Origin of the sequence: Enterobacter sp. Res13-Sevr-PEC09-46 (genome assembly GCF_015672585.1) — a bacterium.
Lineage (GTDB): Bacteria > Pseudomonadota > Gammaproteobacteria > Enterobacterales > Enterobacteriaceae > Enterobacter > Enterobacter hormaechei_C.
In genome coordinates this window covers 177,682-200,621 of sequence record NZ_JADABR010000033.1, presented here as the reverse complement: position 1 = coordinate 200,621, position 22,940 = coordinate 177,682, and the positions used below count along the sequence as shown (strand labels likewise).

The following is a 22,940-nucleotide window of genomic DNA, read 5'->3' as shown; positions in this document are numbered from 1 at the left end:
CGCTTACCGGGCCTACAATGGCCTCGAACCCGTAGGCCGGGCAAGCGAAGCGCCGCCCGGCAATGCCCTAGATCGCCAGAGCTAACTTCGTCCCCTGCGCAATTGCCCGCCGCGCATCCAGCTCCATCGCCACATCGCACCCGCCGATCAAATGCACCGTTTTCCCCGCCTCACGCAGCGGATCCGCCAGATCCCGCTTCGGCTCCTGCCCGGCGCACAAAATCACATGATCCACGCGCAGCAGTTGCGGTTCGCCGCCGATCAGCACGTGCAGCCCGTCGTCGTCGATCTTCTGGTAGCTCACCGCCGGGATCATCTTCACCCCGCGCGAGAGCAGGGTGGCGCGGTGGATCCAGCCCGTGGTTTTCCCCAGCCCTTCACCCGGCTTGCTGGCTTTACGCTGGAGCATCACGATCTGACGCGGGCTTTTCGGCAGCTGCGGACCTTCCGGGCGTAAACCACCGGACTGACTGAGGCTGGTATCAATGCCCCATTCCACGCAGAACTCAGCGATGTTCTGGCTGGTGGCTTCGCCCGGCTGGCTTAAATACATCGCGGTATCAAAACCGATCCCGCCGCAGCCGATGATCGCCACCTTCTCGCCAACCGGCGCTTTGTCCCTTAATACATCCAGATAGCTCAATACCTTCGGATGATCGATGCCTTCGATCGCAGGCGTGCGCGGGGCGATCCCACTCGCGAGGATCACCTCGTCGAAACCGATCAGATCCGCCGCGCTGACAAACTGTTTAAGCCGCAGATCGACGCCCGTCACCTCGATCATCCGGCGGTAATAGCGCAGCGTTTCGTAGAACTCCTCTTTGCCGGGGATCTGTCTGGCGATAGTAAACTGCCCGCCGATTTCCGCCAGCGCATCAAACAGCGTCACGCTGTGCCCGCGCGAGGCGGCATTGACTGCAAACGCCAGGCCCGCCGGCCCTGCACCCACCACGGCCAGACGCTTCTTGTTGACCGCAGGAACGATCGGCATTTTGGTTTCATGGCAGGCGCGGGGGTTAACGAGGCAGGAGGTGACCTTGCCGACGAAGATCTGATCCAGACACGCCTGGTTGCAGCCGATGCAGGTATTAATCTCGTCCGCACGGCCGCTTTGCGCTTTGGAGAGCAGTTCGGCATCCGCGAGGAACGGGCGCGCCATCGATACCATATCGGCATCGCCGCGTGAGATCACATCCTCCGCCACCTGCGGATCGTTAATGCGGTTGGTGGTGACCAGTGGAACGGAGACTATGCCTTTCAGCTTGCGCGTTACCCAGCTGAACGCCGCGCGCGGCACCGGCGTAGCGATGGTCGGGATGCGCGCTTCGTGCCAGCCAATCCCGGTGTTGATGATGGTGGCGCCAGCGGCTTCAATCGCCTGCGCCAGCTGCACGGTTTCGTCGAACGTGCCGCCGCCCTCCACCAGGTCGAGCATCGACAGGCGGAAGATGATAATAAAATCCGCACCCGCACGTTCACGCACCGCGCGCACCACCTCCACGGCAAAACGCATCCGGCGGGCATAGTCGCCACCCCATTCGTCGTCGCGCTGGTTGGTGCGTGCGGCGAGGAATTCGTTGATCAGATAGCCTTCCGAGCCCATCACCTCAACGCCGTCGTAGCCCGCTTCCCGCGCCAGCGCCGCGCAGCGGGCAAAATCGTCTATCAGCGCCAGGATCTCGTCGTGGCTGAGGGCATGGGGAGTAAAGCGGTTAATCGGCGCCTGAATAGCCGAGGGTGCAACCAGGTTCGGCTGATAGCTGTAGCGTCCGGTATGCAGAATTTGCAGGGCGATTTTGCCGCCCTCGCTATGGACCGCGTCGGTCACAATGCGGTGATGCGGCAGCTGTGACGCATCGTTCAACACTGCGCCGCCCTCCATCGTCACCCCGGAAGGGGCAGGGGCTACGCCGCCGGTGACAATCAGCGCCACCCCGTGGCGCGCGCGCTCGGCATAGAAGGCTGCCAGACGTTCAGCCCCGTCCGGACGCTCCTCCAGCCCGGTGTGCATCGAGCCCATCAGCACGCGGTTTTTGAGGGCGGTGAACCCCAGATCGAGAGGGGCGAATAACGACGGGTAGCGGCTCATAGTTTCTTCCAGTGTAAAATTATTGTTATGTGGTCGGATGAGTTACTAATTTAGCCAGCGGGGAGTAAAAGGGAAAAGGGGAATGCAGTGAATGTGATGGGATTCAAATATTGGTGTGGCCTGATGCCCTCACCCTAACCCTCTCCCACAGGGAGAGGGGACTTAATCTCCCTCTCCCTTAGGGAGAGGGCCGGGGTGAGGGGGATGCCCGCACCAGCCCCGGTGCCTGCCACATCGACGTGGTCAGCCCGCTGTCCACCAGCCCGAGCTGGTCGGCATACACCGCCTGCCATTTTTGCATCATGCCGTCGTACAGCTCGCGGTGCTGAGGGTCTGGCGTGAACTCGCGGCTCCACTTCACCAGCCGCTCGCCCGTCGAGGCCATATCCGCAAACAGCCCCGCGCCTGTTCCGGCCGCGATCGCGCAGCCGAGCGCCGTTGCCTCTTTGACTTCCGGCACGCGCACCGGCAGCCCGGTAACGTCGCTTAAAATCTGGCTCCACAGGGCGCCTTTGGCCCCGCCACCCGCAAACACCAGGCTCTCAAACGTCACGCCGGAGAAGTGGGAAATCTGCGCCAGGTTGCAGGCCGAGACGATCGCCGCGTTCTCTTCCAGCGCGCGGAACAGCGTCGCTTTGTTGCACTTTTCCGGGTCGATGGAGAGGTTAATAAACGACGGCGCGGCGTGATACCACTGCTTAAAATGCATCGCGTCGGAGAAGATCGGCATCACGCCGTGGGAGCCCGCCGGGACGCGGCTCGCCATCTCTTCGAGCAGGGAGTAGGTGTCCATTCCCATTCGTTCGGCAATCAGCTTCTCCTCGGCGCAGAAGGCGTCGCGGAACCAGCGCATGGTCAGCCCGGTAAAGAAGCTGATCGACTCCGCCTGCGCCATGCCGGGGATGACGTGCGGGTTTACGCGGATGTTCATCTCAGGGTCGGTGCGCACCTGCGGCAGATTCACCACCTGCTGCCAGAAGGTGCCGCCGAGAACCGCCGTTTGTCCGGCGCGCACTACGCCCAGCCCCAGACAGCCCAGCTGCACGTCGCCGCCGCCCATCACCACCGGTGTGCCTTCGCGCAGGCCGCTCTGCTGCGCGGCCTCTTTGGTGACAGCGCCCAGCACGGTGCCGGTCTCTTTCACCGGGGAGAGGATATCGGCGCGCAGCCCGGCCATGTCGAGCAGCGCCGGACGCCAGTCGCGGGAGAAGAGATCCAGCATGCCGGTGGTGCCCGCATTGGACGGATCGACCGCCAGCTCACCGGAGAGCTTCGCCGCCAGCCAGTCGCTGATCATGGTGATGGTGGCGGCTTTACGATAAATATCCGGACGATGGTGCGCCAGCCACAGCAGGCGCGGCATGGCGCTGAGGGCAAGCGTCTGGCCGGAAACATCATACACTTCGGATTCAAACCGGTAGTCGTGGATCTCTTTGAGTTCAGCCACCTCGCGGCTGGCGCGGGCGTCGACGTTGGCGCAGGCCCAGATAGCCTCGCCGTTGCGGTCGTACAGCACAATCCCTTCGCGCATCGAGCAGCAGGCGACGGACTGAATATCCGCCGCGCTCAGGCGTGCGCGCTCCAGCGCCTGATGAATACACCGGCAGGCCAGCCGCCAGTTGGTGTCGAGGTCGAACTCCATCGAGCCCGGCACGTTCTCCACGCTCAGGTGCTTCCACTCGGCCTGGCCAACGGCAATCTGGTTGCCCTGTAAATCAAAAATCACGGCGCGAACGCTGCCTGTCCCTGCATCTAACGCTAAAAGGTAACTCATGAGCTTGCCTCGTGTCAGGCGCAGGGCTGCTCTTATCCGGCCAGAGCCAGCACCGCGCGGGCTGTCGTCTCTTCCGTCACCAGGCCATTAATACGGCGACCTTTCAGTGCGGCATAAATCGCATCGGCTTTCTCTTCCCCTCCGGCCACGCCTACGATGGTGGGCAGCTGCGCCAGTTCATCGAGCGTGACGCCCAGTAATTCTTTGTGGATCTCCAGCTCCTCAACGCATTCCCCTTCGGCATTGAGGAAATAGCCAAGGATATCGCCCACCGCGCCTTTACGGGCGTACATCAGCTGTTCACCTTCGCTGATATAGCCGGAGCGCAGTATCGTCGCGTCACGGCGCTGGTTTACCGAGCCAATCCCGACCACCGCCACGTCAGCCGCGGTGGCGGCGAGGATCACGTCCCGCACGCTGGTTTCGCGCTTTAAGATCCCGGCGACTTCAGCGGATGACACGCGAAGCGGGGCGGGGATCATGCTGACGCTACAGGCTGCATCCAGCTGGCCGATACCGGTCATATACGGCCCGACGCCGCCGGAGAGCGTCACCAGGCGGATCTGCTGCGAGCTGATAAAGCCGCTTAAGTGTTGCAGACTGCTCATGGTGGTTTCACCGAAGCCCACCGCTAACAGCTGGCCGGGTTGCAGTACGCCCATCAGCGACTGTGCCGCGCCAATGCCCAGCCGCACGTTCATCGGCGGCGTATTCAGGGCGGGCATCACGCGCACCAGCTTCAGGCCAAATCGTTGTTGCAGCTCGGTTTCCAGCGCCAGGCAGCCCTCGTAGCGGGAGTTGATCTGCACGCGGATCACCCCGGACTGACGGCCTTTCTCCAGCAGGCGGGAGATCTTCAGGCGCGGCAGCCCGAGCCGTTCGCCGATGTCGTTCTGGGTCAGCCCGTCGTGGTAGTAGCACCAGGCCACGCGCGCCACCAGCTCCTCTTCCGCCAGTGCCAGCCCGGCAAACCGTCCTTCTTCCGCAGTGCGTTTATCGCTCATAATTGAACTCTTATAAAAATTTAGATCATATGTTCGTGATGGTGCGACGTGAAAATGTGAGCCACGCGACAAAACGGATCTTTTCGATCGTTTCCGCTTTATCTGAATCTCAATCGATAAAACTGTGATCCCTGCACGGTTGTAAATATAGTTCACCGTCTACGCTTTTGAACATTATTAAATCTAAAAATCATTTGTTCAATAGCGGAGCGATGATGACACCACTTCTCGACGCGCGTGATATCAGCAAGCAGTTTTCAGGCGTACCGGTCTTAAAAGGCATTGATTTCACGCTGCTTGCGGGGCAGGTGCATGCGCTGATGGGCGGTAACGGCGCGGGAAAATCGACGCTGATGAAGATCATCGCCGGGGTAGAAACCCCGGATAGCGGTGAACTTTCGGTGGCGGGTGAGTCTTTTGCACGGCTTACCCCGGCGCAGGCGCACAGGTTAGGCATTTATCTGGTGCCGCAGGAGCCGCTGCTATTTCCCAACCTGACGGTGCGGGAAAACATCCTGTTTCGTCTGCCGCGAGAGCGCGATCGGGAAAAACGCCTGGCGGAAAAACTCCGGCAGCTGCAATGCCAGCTTAACCTCGACGCTACCGCCAGCACCCTCGAGGTGGCAGACCAGCAGATGGTGGAGATCCTGCGCGGGCTGATGCGCAACGCCAGAATTCTGATCCTTGATGAACCCACGGCCTCGCTGACGCCCGGTGAAACCGAACGGCTGTTTCGCCAGATCCGCGCCTTGCAGGATCTTGGCGTCGGGATTGTTTTTATCTCGCATAAGCTGCCGGAGATTCGACAGCTGGCGAGTCACGTCTCAGTGATGCGCGACGGCGCGGTGGTGCTCAGCGGCGAAACTGCGCATTTTGACGATAACGCCCTGATCGCCGCCATGACGCCGGTAAGCCGGGAAGCATCCCTGAGCGATACGCAAAAGCTGTGGCTGGCGCTGCCGGGCAACCGCCGCACCCAGGCGCAGGATTTTCCCGTGCTGCGCGTGGAAGCGCTCACCGGGGAGGGCTTTATCGATCTCAGCCTTGAGATTTACGCCGGGGAGATTGTCGGTCTGGCCGGGCTGGTGGGGTCCGGGCGCACCGAGTTTGCCGAAACGCTCTACGGCCTGCGTCCGGTTCGCGGCGGGCGGGTGTGGCTGGAGAGCCAGGAGATCACCGCCGATCCGGTCAGTTCACGCCTGCAAAAAGGGCTGGTCTATCTGCCGGAAGACAGGCAGGTGTCCGGCCTGTTTCTCGACGCGCCGATCCGCTGGAACACCGTGGCGCTGAACGAGCCGTCGCTCTGGCAGCAGCGAAAGCGGGAGTCTGCGGTAGTGGAACGCTATCACCGGGCGCTGGGGATCAAGCTCAACCATGCGGATCAAACCGTGCGCACGCTCTCCGGTGGTAATCAGCAGAAGGTGCTGCTGGCGCGCTGTCTTGAGGCCAATCCGTTGCTGCTGATCGTCGATGAACCGACGCGCGGCGTGGACGTATCGGCGCGCGCTGATATTTATCAGCTGCTGAAAAGCGTGGCGGCGCAGAACGTGGCGGTGCTGATGATCTCAAGCGATCTCGATGAGTTTCCCGGCCTCGCGGATCGGGTGCTGGTAATGCATCAGGGCGTACTCAGCGGCGAGCTGCCGCGCCAGGCCGTCAGCCTCGACCGGATGATGGCGCTGGCGTTTGGAGGGCAATCATGAAGATCTTACTGAAAAACCGCGAGCTGAGCGCGTTTCTCGCCATTCTGGCGCTGTTCGCCGTGCTGGTGGCGCTGAACCCGTCCTACCTGAGCTTACAGACGCTGGGGATGATCTTCGCCAGCTCGCAGATCCTGATCCTGCTGGCCATCGGCGCGGCGCTGGTGATGCTGACCCGCAATATTGACGTCTCCGTCGGCTCCACCGTCGGGCTTTCCGCTATTGCCGTCGGCGTGGCGCTGAACAGCGGCTACAGCCTGCCCGTTTCCATTCTCTTCGCGCTGTCGATCGGCGCGCTGGCGGGGGCGTTCAACGGTTTTCTGGTGGTGGGCCTGCGCATTCCGGCGATTGTCGCCACCCTCGGCACGCTGGGGCTGTATCGTGGGGCGATGCTGCTGTGGACCGGCGGGAAGTGGATAGAAGGGCTGCCGCCGGGGCTGAAATCTCTCTCTGAGCCCGCCGCCGTCGGCATTTCGCCGCTCGGCATGCTGGTGTTGATTATCGCGGCCATCGGCGCGTGGACGCTGTCGCGCACCGCCTTTGGACGTGATTTTTACGCCGTGGGGGATAACCTCGCCGCCGCGCGCCAGCTGGGCGTGGCGGTGAACCGCACCCGCATGATCGCCTTTACCCTGAACGGCATTCTGGCGGCCTGCGCCGGGATCGTGTTTGCCGCGCAGATTGGCTTTGTGCCCAACCAGACCGGCAGCGGGCTGGAGATGAAAGCCATCGCCGCCTGCGTGCTCGGTGGCATTTCACTGCTGGGCGGCACGGGCACGCTGATCGGTGCTCTGCTGGGAGCATTCTTCCTCACCCAAATCGATACCGTGCTGGTGCTGTTCAGGCTCCCGGCGTGGTGGAACGACTTTATCGCCGGGCTGGTGCTGCTGGGTGTGCTGGTGCTCGACGGGCGGCTGCGTCAGGCGCTCTCACGGCATCAGCGGGCGCTGAAATACAGCCGTTTCCAGCCGGGTAACAAAGGGGGAAAGCACGTTACCCCGTTTCCCAAACGCAAAAAAGAGGTGGCGTAAATGAGGCTTAACTGGGAAAGCGCGCTGCTGATTTTACTGGTGCTGGAGATCCTGCTCTTTGGCGCCATCAACCCGCGCATGCTTGATATCAACATGCTGCTGTTCAGCACCAGCGACTTTATCTGCATTGGCATCGTGGCGCTGCCGCTTACGCTTGTGATTATCAGCGGCGGGATCGATATTTCCCTCGGCTCAACCATCGGCCTGTGCGCCATCGCGCTGGGGGTGATGATGCAGGCGGGGTGGCCGATGGCGGTTGCCATCCCTCTGACGCTGCTGCTCGGCCTGCTGTGCGGGCTGGTGAATGCGGCGCTGATCCACTACACCGGCATCAGCCCGTTGGTCATTACCCTCGGCACGCTCTACCTCTACGGCGGCGGGGCGCTGCTGCTCTCCGGCATGGCGGGGGCGACGGGCTATGAGGGGATCGGCGGCTTCCCGGATAGCTTCACCGCCTTCGCTAACCTCACGGTGGTGGGCCTGCCGATCCCGCTGGTGCTGTTCGCGGTGATTACCGCTTTCTTCTGGCTGATTACCCACCGCGGGCGCTTTGGTCGGCATCTGTTTTTAATCGGCCAGAATCCGCGTGCGGCGCGCTATGCGGCGCTGTCGGTGAACGGCATGCCGTACGCGCTGTACGGCCTGGTGGGGGTAGCCTCGGCGGTTGCCGCGCTGGTGATGGTTTCCTATTTCGGTTCCGCGCGCTCGGATCTGGGGCGTGATTTACTGATGCCAGCCCTCACCGCCGCCGTACTCGGCGGGGCCAATATCTACGGCGGGTCAGGTTCGGTTGTCGGTACGGCGCTGGCGGCGTTGCTGGTGGGGTACCTGCAACAGGGTTTACAGATGGTCGGCATCCCCAACCAGGTGTCGAGCGCGCTGTCAGGGGCGCTGCTGGTTGTGGTGGTGATGGGACGTTCGCTGAGTCTGCACCGCGAATGGGTGCGTTCTCTCTTCAGAAAACTATCCGGAGCGTAAGATGAAAACAAAACTATTCGTCCTGGCAATGGCCCTCAGCTTCGCTTCGGCGCAGGCGGCGGACCGCATTGCCTTTATCCCGAAACTGGTAGGCGTGGGATTCTTCACCAGCGGCGGCAACGGCGCGAAAGAGGCGGGGAAAGATCTCGGCGTGGACGTGACCTACGACGGCCCGACCGAGCCGAGCGTCTCCGGCCAGGTGCAGCTGATCAATAACTTCGTCAACCAGGGCTATAACGCCATTATCGTCTCCGCCGTGTCGCCGGACGGCCTCTGCCCGGCACTGAAGCGCGCGATGCAGCGCGGAGTCAAGGTCCTGACCTGGGATTCCGACACCAAACCGGAGTGCCGCAGCATCTACATCAACCAGGGAACGCCGGAACAGCTCGGCGGCCTGCTGGTGGACATGGCGGGCAAGCAGGTCACCAAACCGAACGCGAAAGTGGCGTTCTTCTACTCCAGCCCGACCGTTACCGACCAGAACCAGTGGGTGAAAGAGGCAAAGGCCAAAATCGAGAAAGATCATCCTCAGTGGCAGGTCGTCACCACCCAGTTTGGCTATAACGATGCCACCAAATCTCTGCAAACCGCCGAAGGGATCTTAAAAGCCTATCCGGATCTGGATGCGATCATCGCCCCGGACGCCAACGCCCTGCCAGCCGCGGCACAGGCGGCGGAAAACCTGAAACGGGAAGGGGTGGCGATTGTCGGCTTCAGCACGCCGAACGTGATGCGCCCGTACGTTGAGCGCGGCACGGTGAAAGCCTTCGGCCTGTGGGATGTGGTGCAACAGGGCAAAATTGCGGTCAATGTCGCCGATCGTTTACTGAAAAAAGGCGATCTTAACCCTGGCGACAGCGTCGACGTGAAAGATATCGGGACGCTGAAGGTCGAGCCGAACAGCGTGCAGGGCTACCAGTATGAGGCGAAGGGCAACGGCATCGTGCTGCTGCCGGAGCGGGTGGTGTTCACCAAAGAGAACATCAGCAAATACGATTTCTGACGGGGGAGCAAATGGCTGATTTAGATGACATCAAAGACGGCAAGGATTTTGGCATCGGCACGCCGCAGCAGAATGTGCCGTACACCCTGAAGGGCTGCGGCTCGCTGGACTGGGGCATGCAGTCGAGGCTTGCGCGCATCTTCAATCCGCAGAGCAACCGCACGGTGATGCTGGCCTTTGACCACGGCTACTTTCAGGGGCCGACCACCGGTCTTGAGCGTATCGACCTCTCCATCGCGCCGCTGTTTGGTGAGACCGACGTGCTGATGTGTACCCGCGGCATCCTCAGGAGCCAGGTACCTGCCGCGACGAACAAACCGGTGGTGCTGCGCGCCTCCGGCGGTAACTCGATTCTGGGCGAGCTGTCCAACGAGTGCGTGGCGGTGGCGATGGAGGACGCCCTGCGCCTGAACGTCTGCGCGGTGGCGGCGCAGGTCTATATCGGCAGCGAATTTGAACATCAGTCGATCAACAACATCATCAGGCTGGTGGACGCGGGGGCGCGCTACGGCATGCCGACGCTGGCGGTGACGGGCGTGGGGAAAGAGATGGCGCGTGACGCGCGCTATTTCTCGCTTGCCAGCCGCATCGCCGCCGAAATGGGGGCGCAGTTCGTCAAAACCTATTACGTGGACGAGGGCTTTGAAAAAGTGACCGCCAGCTGCCCGGTGCCGATTGTCATCGCAGGGGGCAAAAAGCTGCCAGAGCACGAGGCGCTGGAGATGTGCTGGCGCGCGATCGACCAGGGCGCATCCGGCGTGGACATGGGGCGCAACATCTTCCAGTCCAGCGCGCCGCTCGCCATGCTGAAGGCGGTGAAGAAAGTCGTTCACGAGAACATGAGCGCCCGGGAGGCGTTCCAGTTCTGGCAGGAAGAGAAACAGGGAGAAGCAAAATGAACGTGACGCTGGTGGAGATTAATATTAAACCCGAGCGGGTAGACGAGTTTCTGGAGGTATTTCGCGCCAACCACGAGGGGGCCATCAAGGAGCCGGGAAACCTGCGCTTTGATGTCTTGCAGGACCCGCGGGTGAAAACCCGCTTCTTTATCTACGAAGCCTATAAAGACGAAGCGGCGGTGCTGGCGCATAAGCAAACCCCGCACTATCTGGCGTGCGTGGACAAGCTTGAGGAATTGATGTCGGAGCCGCGCAAAAAACGCAGTTTTGTCGGGTTGTTGCCGGAGTAGCGGCTTTGCCCGGTGGCGCTGCGCTTACCGGGCCTACGGGGGATGGTGCGGTGTTTGCCCGGTGGCGCTGCGCTTACCGGGCCTACGGGGGCGAGATGGTGCGGTATTTGCCCGGTGGCGCTAACGCTTACCGGGCCTACGGGTACGGGGGGGTTGATTTTGTAGGCCGGGTAAGCGAAGCGCCACCCGGCGTTGTTCACGCCAGCTCCAGCAACTGAATACGCGCAGTCGCGCCCGGCATCAGCTTTTGCAGATTGCTCACCAGCTCATCGCCAGCTTCCTGTAATGCCGCCAGCGGCATCGACGGCAGGCTTTCGAGAATAAACCACATGGACTGCGCCTGGCTGTCCAGACGCGTGCGTACCCCCTGTCGCCAGTTCCAGCGGCGGCAGGTGACGCCGAGATCGTCACGCCAGATAACTTCGCCTGGCTCCGGATTTTCTACAACCGGCTCACCTTCTTTAAAGGTATCAAACGGCTCGCTGCCGTCGGCCAGCGTCAGGCGCGGCGCTCCCGAGTAAGCCGCCAGATTTTCTCCCCCTACCGGAATAGCGTAGCGGATACTGATGGCATTATAGACATCCACCACCGGGTCGAGCGGCGGCAGCGAACCGTCTCTCATCACGCGCTTGCGCAGGGCCGAGGCCGAGCAGGGCGTACGTTTGGGTTTTGCACCAAAGGCTTTAAACACCTCATCCCAGGCGGCGAGATGATTTTCTGCCCAGGGCACATCATCATTGAGCATCTGCTGGCAGGCCTGCGCCAGCGCAGCGGGCGCAACCTCCGGTTGGGTAATCGGGGCAGCTTCAACCAGAATGCTCAGTGCCCGAAAGCCGGGCGCGATCCCGACAAGTCGCGAATCTATTGACGGTGTTAGAAGAGACATAAATAATCCTGTATTGACTGTTTTATACCATGGTAGTGACCAATGACTGATAAAGTCAATATAATGACCGATGCGGGCGCCGATGTTGCCCAGGTAAGCCTGGCCGTGGCGAACCGTATCCGCAGCTGGCGGAAAGAGAAAAAGCTGTCGCTGGACGAGCTTTCCCGCCGCGCCAGCGTCAGCAAAGGCATGCTGGTGGAGATCGAAAAAGGGGCTGCCAACCCCAGCATTGCCATTCTGTGCAAACTGGCCGCCGCGCTTGGCGTCTCGGTGGCAGACATCGTTAACGTCTCCAGCGAGCCGCAGGTACACATTATTCAGGAAGAGGCGATCCCGGTTCTGTGGCAGGGCGCACAGGGCGGTTACGCCAGACTGCTGGCAGGCACCACAGGCCCGGACATGATTGAGCTGTGGCAGTGGGAGATGCATCCGGGGGAGACGTTCACCTCTCCGGGGCATCCGGCGGGAACGTTTGAGCTGCTGCACGTGAACGAAGGCGTATTAACCCTGACGGTGGACGAGACGGTGGCACAGGTTAATGCTGGCGCGTCGGCGGTGGCGAAAACGGAAGCGGCGCACGGCTATACCAATGAAGGCGATACCGTGCTTCGCTTCACTATGACGGTGGCGGAGTTTCACCGATAAAAAGCAGCCCGGCGGCGTGCATATGCAGTATGTTGTAGGCCGGGTAAGCGTAGCGCCACCCGGCGTTTTTTACGCCTCTTCCACACTCACCCGCAGCGCCGCCAGCGCTTTACGCGCCGCCTTCAGCACCTGCTCACACTGCTCAATGGTAAGCGTCAACGGTGGCTCAATGCGGATGGTTTTCGAGTTGTTGAGCGTGCCGGCCACCAGTACCCGCTGGCGGAACATCTCGCTTGCGAAGCTATAACCGGTTTCGTTATCAACGAACTCAATCGCCATCAGCATCCCTTTCCCGCGCGCATCCTGTACCAGATCCGGATATTCCCGGCCCAGCTGACGGAAGCCGTCCAGCAGCATGTCGCCTTTCTGCTCCGCCTGCGCAGGCAGGTTTTGCTCCAGCAGCACGTTGATGGTCGCCAGCGCCGCCGCGCAGGCCAGCGGGTTACCGCCGAAGGTGGTGGTGTGCAGGAACGGGTTGTCGAACAGCACCGAGAAGACCTCCTCAGTGGCGACCGTTGCGCCAATCGGCATCACGCCGCCACCGAGCGCTTTCGCCAGGCACAGAATGTCCGGCTGAACGTTCTCGTGTTCGCAGGCGAACATCTTGCCGGTGCGCCCCATCCCGGTCTGCACTTCGTCGAAGATCAGCAGCGCGCCAAACTCATCGCACAGTTGACGCACGGCGGGCAGATAGCCCTGCGGCGGGAGGATCACGCCGCCTTCACCCTGAATCGGCTCCAGGATCACCGCCGCCACGTCGTCGCCGGTTTTACGGCATTCACTCAGCACGGTGCGCATGGCGTTGATGTCGCCAAATGGCACGTGGCGGAAGCCCGGCAGCAGCGGCATAAACGGTTTGCGGAAGGTAGATTTAGCGGTCGCCGACAGAGCGCCCAGGGATTTCCCGTGGAACGCGCCGCTGGTGGCGATAAAGGTGAATTTCCCGCGCGGCGACTGGTACGCTTTGGCGAGTTTAATCGCCGCTTCGACCGATTCCGTGCCGCTGTTGCTAAAGAAGCTGTACTTCAGCTTACCGGGCGTTAAGGCTGCCAGCGTTTTCGCGAGCATGGCGCGAAGCGGATCGAGCAGTTCCTGGCTATGGAGAGGTTGTTTCGCAAGTTGATTCTGTACGGCGGAAACCACAACTGGATTACGGTGCCCCACGTTGAAAATACCAAAACCCCCCAGGCAATCGATAAATTCCTGTCCCTGGGTGTCGACAAGCGTGTTCAGACTTCCCGCTTGCCACTCTACGGCTCCGTAATCCCCGCCGGCGGTAACAGATTTGCGATACTCCAGAAAACCTGGATTCACATGCTCCTTAAAGTAATCAATGACCTCACGGTTAAGTTGTTTCATCTCCTCATGATCGAGCGTTCGCTTCTCAATGAGATTCAGTGCGTGCGCGGTACAGGCAAGAGCCGAGGCGCTGGAAGGTAACCTGTTCAAAATATGCTCCCGGGGATCGCGTATCACATGATACTGAGTTAAGTATTGCAGGGATTACGCCACCTCAGATGCCTTAACAAAAATCGGGATAAACGCCAGGTGAAATCAAAGTTGCACAATATTTAATCATGCCATCGCGCGCCGCACGGGATAAGGGATAACGAGCCGGGGATGGGGTGTCGTCAATTGCACTGCTCCAGGGCAGGGAATGCGCCTTAAGTGTGCACCGGGGTATCATGCTTTGTAGGTAGTTTCATGCCGAAAGTATTTTAAATCAATTAATTAGAAAAACGTACGAAAAGTGCGGTTTAACCGAGATTTGCGATCTCAATCATATTTAACAACTAAAGATAAATTTTTTATCGCCGAAAAAACATAAGCCACAAAATTAACATTCAAATAACCTGCAAGGGATGCTCACTATGTCCTCTCCTGACTATGTCACCCAGAATGAATATCCGCTGGACGATGACACCACGCTTATGTCGACCACCGACCTCCACAGCTACATGACCCACACTAACGACACCTTTGTGCAAGTGAGCGGCTTTACGCTCCAGGAGCTGCTCGGGCAACCGCACAACATTGTGCGTCATCCGGATATGCCGAAAGCGGCTTTTGCCGACATGTGGTACACGCTGCAAAAGGGCGAACCCTGGAGCGGGATTGTCAAAAACCGACGTAAAAATGGCGATCACTATTGGGTACGTGCCAATGCGGTACCAATGGTGCGTAACGGCCAGATGACGGGCTATATGTCCATTCGTACCCGCGCCACGCAGGACGAGGTCGCCGCGGTGGAGCCGCTTTATAAGGCGCTCAACGAAGGACGCTGCAAAAAACGCATTCATAAAGGGCTGGTGGTACGCAAAGGCTGGCTCGGCAAATTACCGGCGATGCCGCTGCGCTGGCGCGTGCGTAGCGTAATGGCGGTACTTTTCGCAGTGATGGCCGCAACGCTGGTTGCCAGTGCCGCGGGCTGGGCTTCGCTGGCGGCGGCAGCCGTGGTGATGCTGCTTGGCACCCTGGTGTTTGAGCAACAGATTGTCCGCCCGGTGGAAAACGTCGCACGGCAGGCGCTCAGGGTCGCTACCGGAGAGCGTAACAGCGTGCAGCATCTTAACCGCAGCGATGAACTGGGGCTAACGCTGCGGGCCGTCGGACAGCTGGGGCTGATGTGCCGCTGGCTGATCAACGACGTCTCCAGCCAGGTGGTGAGCGTGCGCGACGGCAGCGACAGGCTGGCGCAGGGCAATGAAGATCTCAACGACCGCACGCGCCAGACCGTGGCTAACGTGCAGCAGACCGTGGCAACAATGAACCAGATGGCGGCGTCGGTGCAGAGTAACTCTGAGACCGCAGCCGAAGTCGACAAGCTATCGATGGCCGCCAGCAGCGCGGCCACGCAGGGGGGCACCGTGATGCAGACCGTGGTGAAAACCATGGATGACATTGCCGACAGTACCCAGCGCATTGGCTCTATTACCTCGCTTATCAATGACATCGCCTTCCAGACCAATATTCTGGCGCTGAACGCCGCGGTTGAGGCGGCACGCGCAGGTGAGCAGGGTAAAGGCTTTGCGGTGGTGGCGGGCGAAGTGCGTCATCTTGCCAGCCGCAGCGCGAACGCGGCTAACGATATTCGCAAGCTGATCGACGCCAGCGCCAGCAAAGTGCAGTCGGGCGCCGATCAGGTCCACGCCGCGGGACGTACTATGGATGATATTGTCGAGCAGGTGAAAAACGTCACGCAGCTCATCGCGCAGATCAGTCACGCCACCTCAGAGCAGGCGACAGGCCTGACAGAGCTGACCCGTGCCGTGGCAGAGCTGGACAGCATTACGCAGAAAAATGCTGACCTGGTCGAAGAGAGCGCGCAGATTTCCGCGATGGTTAAGCACCGGGCCGGACGCCTTGAAGATGCGGTTACCGTGCTGCATTAAGAAATGCATGCTTCGATAAAGCCGTTTATTCCTCCGGGGTAAACGGCTTTTTTGTTTTCAGAATAAGTTATGTTGTTAATGAAATATTAAGTAACTAAAAAAAGCACCCGGTTTTTAATTGTTACAATCCAGATTCATTGATAGTGAAAAATAAAAAAACGATCAAAGTCATAAAGTTAGCGTGTTTCCTGTCGATAACAGCGATCGTCTGAGAAATAATCACATCGATGGGGTAAATATGTTCATACATGACGTAAAGATCGGCACGAAATTATTTCTGGCGTTTGGATTATTTATTGTCCTGATGGTCGTCAGCGCAAGCTTGTCTCTGATGAGCCTGAATCGGGCAAACAATGGAATGCAAACCATCCTTACCAGCGACTATCCAACGACGGTAAAAGCGAACCAGTTAATCGACAACTTCCAGGAATTTATAAGCACGCAGCAGCTCATGCTGCTGGACGAACAGGGGACGTACACGGCGCAATCAGAGCAGCGTCTGAAGGCGATCAGCGAGCGCATCTCCTCAATCCTGAGCGAGCTGGACAACGCTCTCAAGGATAAAAAATCCCAACAGGTGCTGGCCGATATCCACGGCGTACGCCAGCAATATCTTGACTCGCGCTACCGCATTTTGCAGGCCGTGCAGAATAACGACCGTGCGGGCGCGATAAACGAAATGATGACCAACACCCTGAATCTGCAACAGTCCTATAAAGCGAAAGTGCAGGCGCTGATTGCGATCCAGGACCATGAAATGCAGAGTGCGGGCGAGCAGGTGGAAGGCGATTTCCGCACCAATCGTCTCCTGCTGGTCCTGATTACGCTTTTCAGCGTCGCGGCAGCCAGCCTGACTGGCTGGTTCATTGTGCGATCCATTACCCGACCGCTGAACGACGCGGTGAATTTTGCGGAGGCCATTGCCGATGGCGATCTCACCGGCAGCATTATCTCGCACGGTAAAGATGAAACCGGACTGCTACTCACCGCACTGATGGAGATGAAAACGCGCCTGCTGGAGATTGTGCAGCAGGTGCAAACCGGATCGGAAAACATCTCCAGCGCCGCCGCGCAGATTGTCGCGGGAAACCAGGATCTGGCTGCCCGCACGGAGGAGCAGGCCAGTTCCGTTGAACAAACGGCCGCGTCGATGGAGCAGATCACCGCTACGGTGAAGAACACCGCGTCCCACACCGGAGAAGCGACGAACCTGTCTGCCGATGCGGCTGCCGTGGTCAAAAACAACGGCGAGATGATGAAGCAGGTCACCAGCAAGATGCGCCTGATTAACGAAACATCGAACAGGATGTCCGACATTATCGACCTGATCGACGCCATTGCCTTCCAGACTAATATTCTGGCGCTGAACGCGGCGGTCGAAGCGGCGCGCGCGGGTGAGCATGGTCGTGGCTTTGCGGTGGTGGCGGGCGAGGTACGCCAGCTCGCGCAGAAAAGTGCAACATCTGCGAGTGAGATCCGCCAGCTGATTGAAAGCTCCACAAGCCAGACGCAGGACGGCATGAACCTTGTGGAGAAGGCCAGCGGGCTTATCAACGGTATGGTCGGCAACGTGGAGGAGATGGACGTAATCCTGCGTGAGATTCGCCAGGCCAGCCACGAACAGACGGAAGGCATCTCGCAGATCAACAGCGCGATTGGTCTGATAGACGCCACCACCCAGCAGAACTCCGCGCTGGTGGAGGAGTCCGTTGCGGCGGCGGCATCCCTTAACGAACAGGCGATGCACCTGAAAGAGCTGGTTCGCGTGTTCCGCGTGAGCGACGGCGTGCTGGCTTAATCCAGCTGGGAGATCTCCAGCGCCGCGCGGTCAATCACGCCGATAATCTGTTTCAACTGCGCGTCGCTGAGCTCTCCCTGATTAACCTTCAGATCCAGAACCGCTTTGAAGTTATCCAGCGCCCGCTTCATCTGCGGGTTTTTGCGCAGCTGGAAACCGACGGAGCGCGCCTTGATACGCGTCTGGATCTGCTCCAGCTGTTCCCGGTTGTCATCCAGCCACTGTTCTCCGGCGGCGTTAATCGCAATCCGCTTACGGCCGTTCTCTTCTTCGGTAATGGTGATAAGCGCCTGATCCTGCAAGTAATCCAGCGTCGGATAGATCACGCCAGGGCTAGGCGTGTAATGTCCCTGCGTCAGGTTTTCGATCTCTTTGATCAGCTCGTAACCATGGCTCGCGTTGCGGGTCAGGATATCCAGGATCACCAGCCGCAAATCGCCATGACCAAAAAATCGTGGCCGGCGTCCGCCGCCGTCGTGTTCGTGTCGCATGTTTTTCCCTCAATTTGATATATCTAAACTATATCTAAGATATATTCAGATGTAATCTAAAAAATCTTGATTTCTTAGTTAATAGCAATCATTATCATTAAAAATTCATTCCGATATATCGTATTCACCTGAGAAGGGCATCAACATGGCATCTACCCGTTACCCTCAACGTGTCCGCAATGACCTGCGTTTTCGTGAGCTGAACGTGCTGCGCACTGAGCGAGTCAGCGCAGGATTTCAGCGCATTGTGCTAGGCGGCGAGGCGCTGGAGGGCTTTAGCTCTCGCGGCTTTGACGACCATACCAAAGTCTTTTTCCCGGCACCGGGCACCACTTTCGTGCCGCCTGTGGTGACCGATGAAGGCATCGACTGGGGCGACGGCGTGCGTCCGCAGGCGCGTGACTATACCCCGCTGTACGATGACGAAAAACATGAGCTGGCGCTCGATTTCTTCGTTCATGATGGCGGCATTGCCAGCAACTGGGCGGTAGAGGCTAAGGTGGGCGACAAGCTGACCATCGGCGGGCCGCGCGGTTCGCTGGTGGTGCCGGAAGATTACGCCTGGCAGCTGTACGTGTGCGACGAGTCGGGGATGCCCGCGCTGCGCCGCCGTTTAGAAGGCATCGCAAAACTGCCTGTTCGCCCGGCGATCCACGCCATCGTCACCGTGGGCGATGCGGCGTATAAGGACTATCTGGCGCACCTGAGCGGGTTCAACATCACCTGGGTTATCGGCCACAACGAGCAGGCGGTGGCCGACCATCTTGCAGCGCTGGCCGTGCCGGAAGAGGATTACTTTATCTGGCTGACCGGAGAGGGGAAGGTGGTGAAACGCCTGAGCCGTCAGTTTGAAACCGACGCAATTGACCCGCAGCTGGTGCGTGCCAGCGCGTACTGGCACGCCAAATAATCAGGCAGCGGGATCCAGCTGCGCTTCGCTCACCTGATGTTCGAGCGAGGCGCATACCTCTTTCAGCGCTTTCTCCTGCTGGGCAAAGTAGGCTTCCATATTGCTGAGCGACGAGACGAGCAGCCAGGACTCTTCCTTCTCCAGCTCTGCCAGCTCGTTCACCAGGGTGTCGATTTGCTCACGCACCTGCGCCATCTTTTTGCGAATACGTTCCAGGTCGTTCAGTCTGTCGCTTGCCATCATCGGTTCGAATCCTTGTTGCAGACGGGCGACCAGCGAGCGAATGGCCTTCACGTCGCCGCGCTGTTTGGCCTGGTTGAGTTGCACCATCATCCTGTTGGCCTCCTCTTTTAAATCATCGGCAACCAGATCCGGGTGGCATAGCTTGCTCGCCTGACGCCAGAGCCGCTTCAGCTCGTTCCGATCCTCTTCAGAGAGATCCTTGCCTTTACGCAGGCGAACTTCGGCATCATGATGCTGTTCGCGATACTTCTTGTACTCTTCGTTGGCCTCATCGCGCGCCTGACGTGCCGGCTCTTCTTCACGCGTTAAACCGGTCTCCAGCTCCATTGCTTCGGCCAGCAGGTTGGCAATCAGATTGCTTTGCTGCTGAAGATGTTTGCGCGCCTCTGCCGCCTGAACGGAATCCGCAGGCAGATCTCGCCAGCGCCGGGTGAGCGTTGTCAGAACCTCTACGGCCTGCGCCATATAGTCCTGGCAGCGGCGGTAATCCTCTTCCCGACGACGCGTCTCCGCCTGCTGACGACGCAGGTTAAGCTCCGCCAGCGTTTTACGCAGGGCGAGGATCTGCTGCATCAACGGCCCGAGGCGGGAGAAATAGAGATCGTTGAACTCATCTAGCTGCTGTACCCGGGCGTTACGGCGATCAATCAGATCGCGCAGACGCTCTTCCAGGGCTTTCAGCTCCAGCTTGCTGGCCGCCAGCTGTGGGTCACGCCACGGGGTAACGGCGCGCTGGCTTTGCAGCCAGGCGGTGATAGCGCGAAGGGCTGCGGTGTAGTTTTTCTGCTCAAGCGCCGCGACGATGGACAGGAGATCATCGTCAAAGGCTTCCTCTTTGAGACGTTTCAGCTGGCTCCGGATGATGTCGTCATCTTCCAGCTCAATGGCATTTTTAATGATTTCTAGCCGTTTGATCGGTGTGCTCATGATGCCTTCCGCTCTGGCGCTTAAGTATTTGAGTTAAGGTTAGTTGTTGTAAAAGCTACAGGAAATAATACACACGGATGATGATCGGCGCGATGGGGGATTTCTTTAGTTTTTAGGGTTTGTGAGGGGAAGCGGCAGGCCGGGCTACGTGTGGTGGATTACTTACAAAAAAGCCACTCAATCGAGTGGCTTAACTGGATGATTATAAAGCTAAAATTTGGTGGCCCCTGCTGGACTTGAACCAGCGACCAAGCGATTATGAGTCGCCTGCTCTAACCACTGAGCTAAGGGGCCGTGGCGGTGAATTATAAAGTAACTCCCCTCAGCAATCCAGCCATTCACACCTGCCTGCTGTTTTTATAAACAACGCATAATCAATCCTTTATACTTATCTTAAGATGCATAGACAGGAGTAGAGATGATCAACGATATTCTGGCCCCTGGCCTGCGGGTGGTGTTCTGCGGTATCAATCCGGGTAAGTCATCGGCGCACACCGGTTTTCACTTTGCTCATCCGGGAAATCGCTTCTGGAAGGTGATCCACCAGGCCGGATTTACCGACAAACAGCTTAAGCCGGAAGAAGAGCAGCAGCTGCTGGATACGCGCTGTGGCATCACCATGCTGGTCGAGCGACCCACGGTGCAGGCGAGCGAAGTGAATCTGCATGAGCTGCGCGCTGGCGGACGTGAGCTGATCGCGAAAATTGAAGACTATCAGCCCGCGGCGCTGGCGATCCTCGGCAAGCAGGCCTACGAGCAGGCGTTCAGCCAGCGCGGCGCCAGCTGGGGTAAGCAGAACATTACCATTGGCGTAACGCAGGTGTGGGTGCTGCCGAACCCGAGTGGGCTGAACAGGGCGACGCTGGACAAGCTGGTGGAGGCGTATCGGGAACTGGATGAGGCGCTGGTGGTGAGGGGGCTTTAGCTCCTCTGCGGTTTGATGCCCTCATCCTGACCCTCTCCCACAGGTAGAGGGAATAAACAAAAAAAGCTCCCGATTGGGAGCTTTTTCATTTCAGGACCGATTAATCGTCCAGGAAGCTACGCAGCACTTCAGAGCGGCTCGGATGGCGCAGCTTACGCAGCGCCTTCGCTTCGATCTGACGGATACGTTCGCGGGTAACGTCAAACTGTTTACCCACTTCTTCCAGCGTGTGGTCGGTGTTCATGTCGATACCGAAACGCATACGCAGCACTTTGGCTTCACGGGCGGTCAGGCCAGCCAGCACGTCGTGCGTAGCGGCACGCAGGCTCTCGGTGGTGGCAGAGTCCAGCGGCAGCTCGAGGGTGGTATCCTCGATGAAATCACCCAGATGCGAATCTTCATCATCACCGATTGGCGTTTCCATGGAGATTGGCTCTTTAGCGATTTTCAGCACTTTACGGATCTTGTCTTCCGGCATCAACATGCGTTCAGCCAGCTCTTCCGGCGTCGGCTCGCGGCCCATCTCCTGCAACATCTGGCGAGAGATACGGTTGAGTTTGTTGATGGTCTCAATCATATGCACCGGAATACGGATGGTGCGCGCCTGGTCTGCGATAGAGCGGGTGATCGCCTGACGGATCCACCAGGTAGCATAGGTGGAGAACTTGTAACCACGACGGTATTCAAACTTATCTACCGCTTTCATTAGACCGATGTTGCCTTCCTGAATCAGATCCAGGAATTGCAGGCCACGGTTGGTGTATTTCTTGGCGATAGAGATAACCAGACGTAAGTTCGCTTCAACCATCTCTTTCTTCGCACGGCGGGCTTTCGCTTCACCGATGGACATACGACGGTTGATGTCTTTCACCTGCTCGATGGTCAGGCCGGTCTCTTCTTCAATCTGATGCAGTTTTTGCAGGCCGCGCTGTACGTCTTCTTTCACGTCGTGCAGCTTTTCAGACCACGGCTTGTTCATCGCGATAGCGGCGTTGAACCAGGTTTCGCTGGTTTCATTGCCGGTGAAGAGGGTAATGAAGTTCTTCTTCGGCATTTTGCACTGTTCAACGCACAGCTTCATGATGATACGTTCCTGGGTACGTACGCGATCCATCATCACGCGCATGCTGTTCACCAGGTAGTCGAACTGTTTTGGCACCAGGCGGAACTGTTTGAACACTTCAGACAGCTTCAGGATCTCTTCCTGAGCGGCGGCATGGCTGCGGCCTTTCGCTTTGATGGTGTCACGCGTCACTTCGTACTGGGTACGCAGCTCGGCAAACTTCTCACGCGCCAGTTCAGGGTCGATGCTATTGTCATCGTCGCTGCTGTCGTCCTCTTCTTCTTCATCTTCGTCTTCGTCGTCATCCATCTCTTCCTGAGACAGCTCAGACCCGACGTGAGTGGCGGTTGGCGCCATATCTTCTTCAGCGTTCGGGTCGACAAAGCCAGTGATCAGATCGGACAGACGCGCTTCTTCCGCTTCGACGCGATCGTACTGCTCCAGCAGATAGGTAATCGCTTCCGGGTATTCGGCAACAGAGCACTGAACCTGGTTGATCCCGTCTTCGATGCGTTTTGCGATGTCAATTTCGCCTTCGCGGGTCAACAGTTCAACGGTACCCATTTCGCGCATGTACATGCGGACCGGGTCAGTGGTACGCCCGATTTCAGATTCCACGCTGGACAGGACCTGTGCAGCAGCTTCTTCCGCATCTTCGTCAGTGTTGTTGGAGGTTTCAGCCAGCAACAGATCATCGGCATCCGGTGCTTCTTCCATCACCTGAATGCCCATGTCATTGATCATTTGGATGATATCTTCGATCTGATCTGAATCGACGATATCTTCCGGCAGATGGTCATTGACCTCGGCATAGGTCAGATAGCCTTGCTCCTTACCGCGTTGGACAAGAAGTTTCAGCTGTGACTGCGGGTTTTGCTCCATAAGACGGTAT

At 58.8% G+C, this 22,940-nt stretch carries 19 protein-coding genes and 1 tRNA gene; 11 read left to right on the top strand and 9 right to left on the bottom strand.

Features of this window, described 5'->3' with window-relative positions:
- Positions 1-67: 67 nt before the first annotated feature.
- From IMQ56_RS20935 to lsrR, 3 genes are all read right to left on the bottom strand, one after another.
- A complete protein-coding gene (locus IMQ56_RS20935; protein WP_108393944.1) occupies positions 68-2,089 on the bottom strand; it encodes an NADPH-dependent 2,4-dienoyl-CoA reductase in 2,022 nt (673 codons plus the stop codon).
- Between the two features lie 178 nt (positions 2,090-2,267).
- Complete coding sequence (lsrK, locus tag IMQ56_RS20930; protein WP_063136567.1) at positions 2,268-3,863, bottom strand: autoinducer-2 kinase; 1,596 nt, start codon at positions 3,861-3,863, stop codon at positions 2,268-2,270.
- A gap of 32 nt (positions 3,864-3,895) precedes the next feature.
- Complete coding sequence (lsrR, locus tag IMQ56_RS20925; RefSeq protein WP_015571933.1) at positions 3,896-4,867, bottom strand: transcriptional regulator LsrR; 972 nt, start codon at positions 4,865-4,867, stop codon at positions 3,896-3,898.
- 215 nt (positions 4,868-5,082) lie between these two features.
- On the opposite strand from lsrR, the gene lsrA reads away from it, so the two are divergent.
- From lsrA to lsrG, 6 genes are read left to right on the top strand one after another with little or no spacing between them, the layout of a single operon-like run.
- Complete coding sequence (gene lsrA / locus IMQ56_RS20920; RefSeq protein WP_032655185.1) at positions 5,083-6,570, top strand: autoinducer 2 ABC transporter ATP-binding protein LsrA; 1,488 nt, start codon at positions 5,083-5,085, stop codon at positions 6,568-6,570.
- The gene (gene lsrC, locus IMQ56_RS20915) at positions 6,567-7,598 is read left to right on the top strand and encodes an autoinducer 2 ABC transporter permease LsrC (RefSeq protein WP_108393942.1); all 1,032 of its coding nucleotides are present in this window, start codon (positions 6,567-6,569) and stop codon (positions 7,596-7,598) included. Before lsrA ends, lsrC begins: the two co-directional genes overlap by 4 nt.
- Positions 7,599-8,576: an autoinducer 2 ABC transporter permease LsrD gene (gene lsrD / locus IMQ56_RS20910; protein ID WP_023295478.1), complete on the top strand. Its 978-nt coding sequence runs from the start codon at positions 7,599-7,601 to the stop codon at positions 8,574-8,576.
- A 1-nt stretch (position 8,577) separates the two neighbouring features.
- Positions 8,578-9,579: an autoinducer 2 ABC transporter substrate-binding protein LsrB gene (lsrB, locus tag IMQ56_RS20905; protein WP_039269703.1), complete on the top strand. Its 1,002-nt coding sequence runs from the start codon at positions 8,578-8,580 to the stop codon at positions 9,577-9,579.
- An 11-nt stretch (positions 9,580-9,590) separates the two neighbouring features.
- On the top strand, positions 9,591-10,478 hold the full coding sequence (gene lsrF / locus IMQ56_RS20900) for a 3-hydroxy-5-phosphonooxypentane-2,4-dione thiolase (RefSeq protein WP_196063904.1): 888 nt from the start codon (positions 9,591-9,593) through the stop codon (positions 10,476-10,478).
- Positions 10,475-10,768 carry a (4S)-4-hydroxy-5-phosphonooxypentane-2,3-dione isomerase gene (lsrG, locus tag IMQ56_RS20895; protein WP_047734751.1) on the top strand — a complete coding sequence of 98 codons (294 nt, stop codon included), beginning with the start codon at positions 10,475-10,477 and terminating at the stop codon, positions 10,766-10,768. Before lsrF ends, lsrG begins: the two co-directional genes overlap by 4 nt.
- A gap of 196 nt (positions 10,769-10,964) precedes the next feature.
- On the opposite strand, the gene IMQ56_RS20890 is transcribed toward lsrG, so the two are convergent.
- Positions 10,965-11,654 (bottom strand): B3/4 domain-containing protein, encoded by a 690-nt coding sequence (locus IMQ56_RS20890; RefSeq protein WP_017382414.1) that lies wholly within the window; start codon positions 11,652-11,654, stop codon positions 10,965-10,967.
- A 42-nt stretch (positions 11,655-11,696) separates the two neighbouring features.
- On the opposite strand from IMQ56_RS20890, the gene IMQ56_RS20885 reads away from it, so the two are divergent.
- Entirely contained in the window at positions 11,697-12,299 is a 603-nt protein-coding gene (locus tag IMQ56_RS20885; RefSeq protein WP_196063903.1) for a helix-turn-helix transcriptional regulator, read from the top strand.
- A gap of 69 nt (positions 12,300-12,368) precedes the next feature.
- Here the strand turns inward: IMQ56_RS20885 and ygjG are convergent, their stop codons facing one another.
- Positions 12,369-13,748: a putrescine aminotransferase gene (ygjG, locus tag IMQ56_RS20880; protein WP_033487684.1), complete on the bottom strand. Its 1,380-nt coding sequence runs from the start codon at positions 13,746-13,748 to the stop codon at positions 12,369-12,371.
- A gap of 422 nt (positions 13,749-14,170) precedes the next feature.
- Between ygjG and IMQ56_RS20875 the strand changes: the two genes are divergently transcribed.
- Both IMQ56_RS20875 and IMQ56_RS20870 read left to right on the top strand, forming a co-directional pair.
- Complete coding sequence (locus IMQ56_RS20875) at positions 14,171-15,691, top strand: PAS domain-containing methyl-accepting chemotaxis protein (RefSeq protein WP_045348131.1); 1,521 nt, start codon at positions 14,171-14,173, stop codon at positions 15,689-15,691.
- Between the two features lie 238 nt (positions 15,692-15,929).
- Positions 15,930-17,489 carry a methyl-accepting chemotaxis protein gene (locus IMQ56_RS20870; RefSeq protein ID WP_032618958.1) on the top strand — a complete coding sequence of 520 codons (1,560 nt, stop codon included), beginning with the start codon at positions 15,930-15,932 and terminating at the stop codon, positions 17,487-17,489.
- On the opposite strand, the gene IMQ56_RS20865 is transcribed toward IMQ56_RS20870, so the two are convergent.
- A complete protein-coding gene (locus IMQ56_RS20865) occupies positions 17,486-17,980 on the bottom strand; it encodes a PadR family transcriptional regulator (protein WP_015571917.1) in 495 nt (164 codons plus the stop codon). The two genes, IMQ56_RS20870 and IMQ56_RS20865, sit on opposite strands and share 4 nt — an antisense overlap.
- A gap of 145 nt (positions 17,981-18,125) precedes the next feature.
- On the opposite strand from IMQ56_RS20865, the gene IMQ56_RS20860 reads away from it, so the two are divergent.
- Positions 18,126-18,890, top strand: a complete 765-nt coding sequence (locus tag IMQ56_RS20860) for a siderophore-interacting protein (RefSeq protein ID WP_196063902.1) — start codon at positions 18,126-18,128, stop codon at positions 18,888-18,890.
- On the opposite strand, the gene IMQ56_RS20855 is transcribed toward IMQ56_RS20860, so the two are convergent.
- On the bottom strand, positions 18,891-20,060 hold the full coding sequence (locus IMQ56_RS20855; protein WP_023295466.1) for a molecular chaperone DnaJ: 1,170 nt from the start codon (positions 20,058-20,060) through the stop codon (positions 18,891-18,893).
- Between the two features lie 218 nt (positions 20,061-20,278).
- Positions 20,279-20,354 (bottom strand) — tRNA-Ile (locus IMQ56_RS20850).
- Positions 20,355-20,478: 124 nt separating this feature from the next.
- Here IMQ56_RS20850 and mug point away from each other — a divergent pair.
- The gene (mug, locus tag IMQ56_RS20845; RefSeq protein ID WP_017384024.1) at positions 20,479-20,985 is read left to right on the top strand and encodes a G/U mismatch-specific DNA glycosylase; all 507 of its coding nucleotides are present in this window, start codon (positions 20,479-20,481) and stop codon (positions 20,983-20,985) included.
- Positions 20,986-21,085: 100 nt separating this feature from the next.
- Here the strand turns inward: mug and rpoD are convergent, their stop codons facing one another.
- Positions 21,086-22,930, bottom strand: a complete 1,845-nt coding sequence (gene rpoD / locus IMQ56_RS20840) for an RNA polymerase sigma factor RpoD (protein WP_015571912.1) — start codon at positions 22,928-22,930, stop codon at positions 21,086-21,088.
- Positions 22,931-22,940 lie beyond the last annotated feature (10 nt).

Bases quoted from the DNA above. Each gene is read 5' to 3' on its own strand.
- IMQ56_RS20935 (WP_108393944.1), bottom strand. From the start codon at position 2,089: ATGAGCCGCTACCCGTCGTTATTCGCCCCTCTCGATCTGGGGTTCACC.
- lsrK (WP_063136567.1), bottom strand. From the start codon at position 3,863: ATGAGTTACCTTTTAGCGTTAGATGCAGGGACAGGCAGCGTTCGCGCC.
- lsrR (WP_015571933.1), bottom strand. From the start codon at position 4,867: ATGAGCGATAAACGCACTGCGGAAGAAGGACGGTTTGCCGGGCTGGCA.
- lsrA (WP_032655185.1), top strand. From the start codon at position 5,083: ATGACACCACTTCTCGACGCGCGTGATATCAGCAAGCAGTTTTCAGGC.
- lsrC (WP_108393942.1), top strand. From the start codon at position 6,567: ATGAAGATCTTACTGAAAAACCGCGAGCTGAGCGCGTTTCTCGCCATT.
- lsrD (WP_023295478.1), top strand. From the start codon at position 7,599: ATGAGGCTTAACTGGGAAAGCGCGCTGCTGATTTTACTGGTGCTGGAG.
- lsrB (WP_039269703.1), top strand. From the start codon at position 8,578: ATGAAAACAAAACTATTCGTCCTGGCAATGGCCCTCAGCTTCGCTTCG.
- lsrF (WP_196063904.1), top strand. From the start codon at position 9,591: ATGGCTGATTTAGATGACATCAAAGACGGCAAGGATTTTGGCATCGGC.
- lsrG (WP_047734751.1), top strand. From the start codon at position 10,475: ATGAACGTGACGCTGGTGGAGATTAATATTAAACCCGAGCGGGTAGAC.
- IMQ56_RS20890 (WP_017382414.1), bottom strand. From the start codon at position 11,654: ATGTCTCTTCTAACACCGTCAATAGATTCGCGACTTGTCGGGATCGCG.
- IMQ56_RS20885 (WP_196063903.1), top strand. From the start codon at position 11,697: ATGACTGATAAAGTCAATATAATGACCGATGCGGGCGCCGATGTTGCC.
- IMQ56_RS20875 (WP_045348131.1), top strand. From the start codon at position 14,171: ATGTCCTCTCCTGACTATGTCACCCAGAATGAATATCCGCTGGACGAT.
- IMQ56_RS20870 (WP_032618958.1), top strand. From the start codon at position 15,930: ATGTTCATACATGACGTAAAGATCGGCACGAAATTATTTCTGGCGTTT.
- IMQ56_RS20865 (WP_015571917.1), bottom strand. From the start codon at position 17,980: ATGCGACACGAACACGACGGCGGCGGACGCCGGCCACGATTTTTTGGT.
- IMQ56_RS20860 (WP_196063902.1), top strand. From the start codon at position 18,126: ATGGCATCTACCCGTTACCCTCAACGTGTCCGCAATGACCTGCGTTTT.
- IMQ56_RS20855 (WP_023295466.1), bottom strand. From the start codon at position 20,060: ATGAGCACACCGATCAAACGGCTAGAAATCATTAAAAATGCCATTGAG.
- mug (WP_017384024.1), top strand. From the start codon at position 20,479: ATGATCAACGATATTCTGGCCCCTGGCCTGCGGGTGGTGTTCTGCGGT.
- rpoD (WP_015571912.1), bottom strand. From the start codon at position 22,930: ATGGAGCAAAACCCGCAGTCACAGCTGAAACTTCTTGTCCAACGCGGT.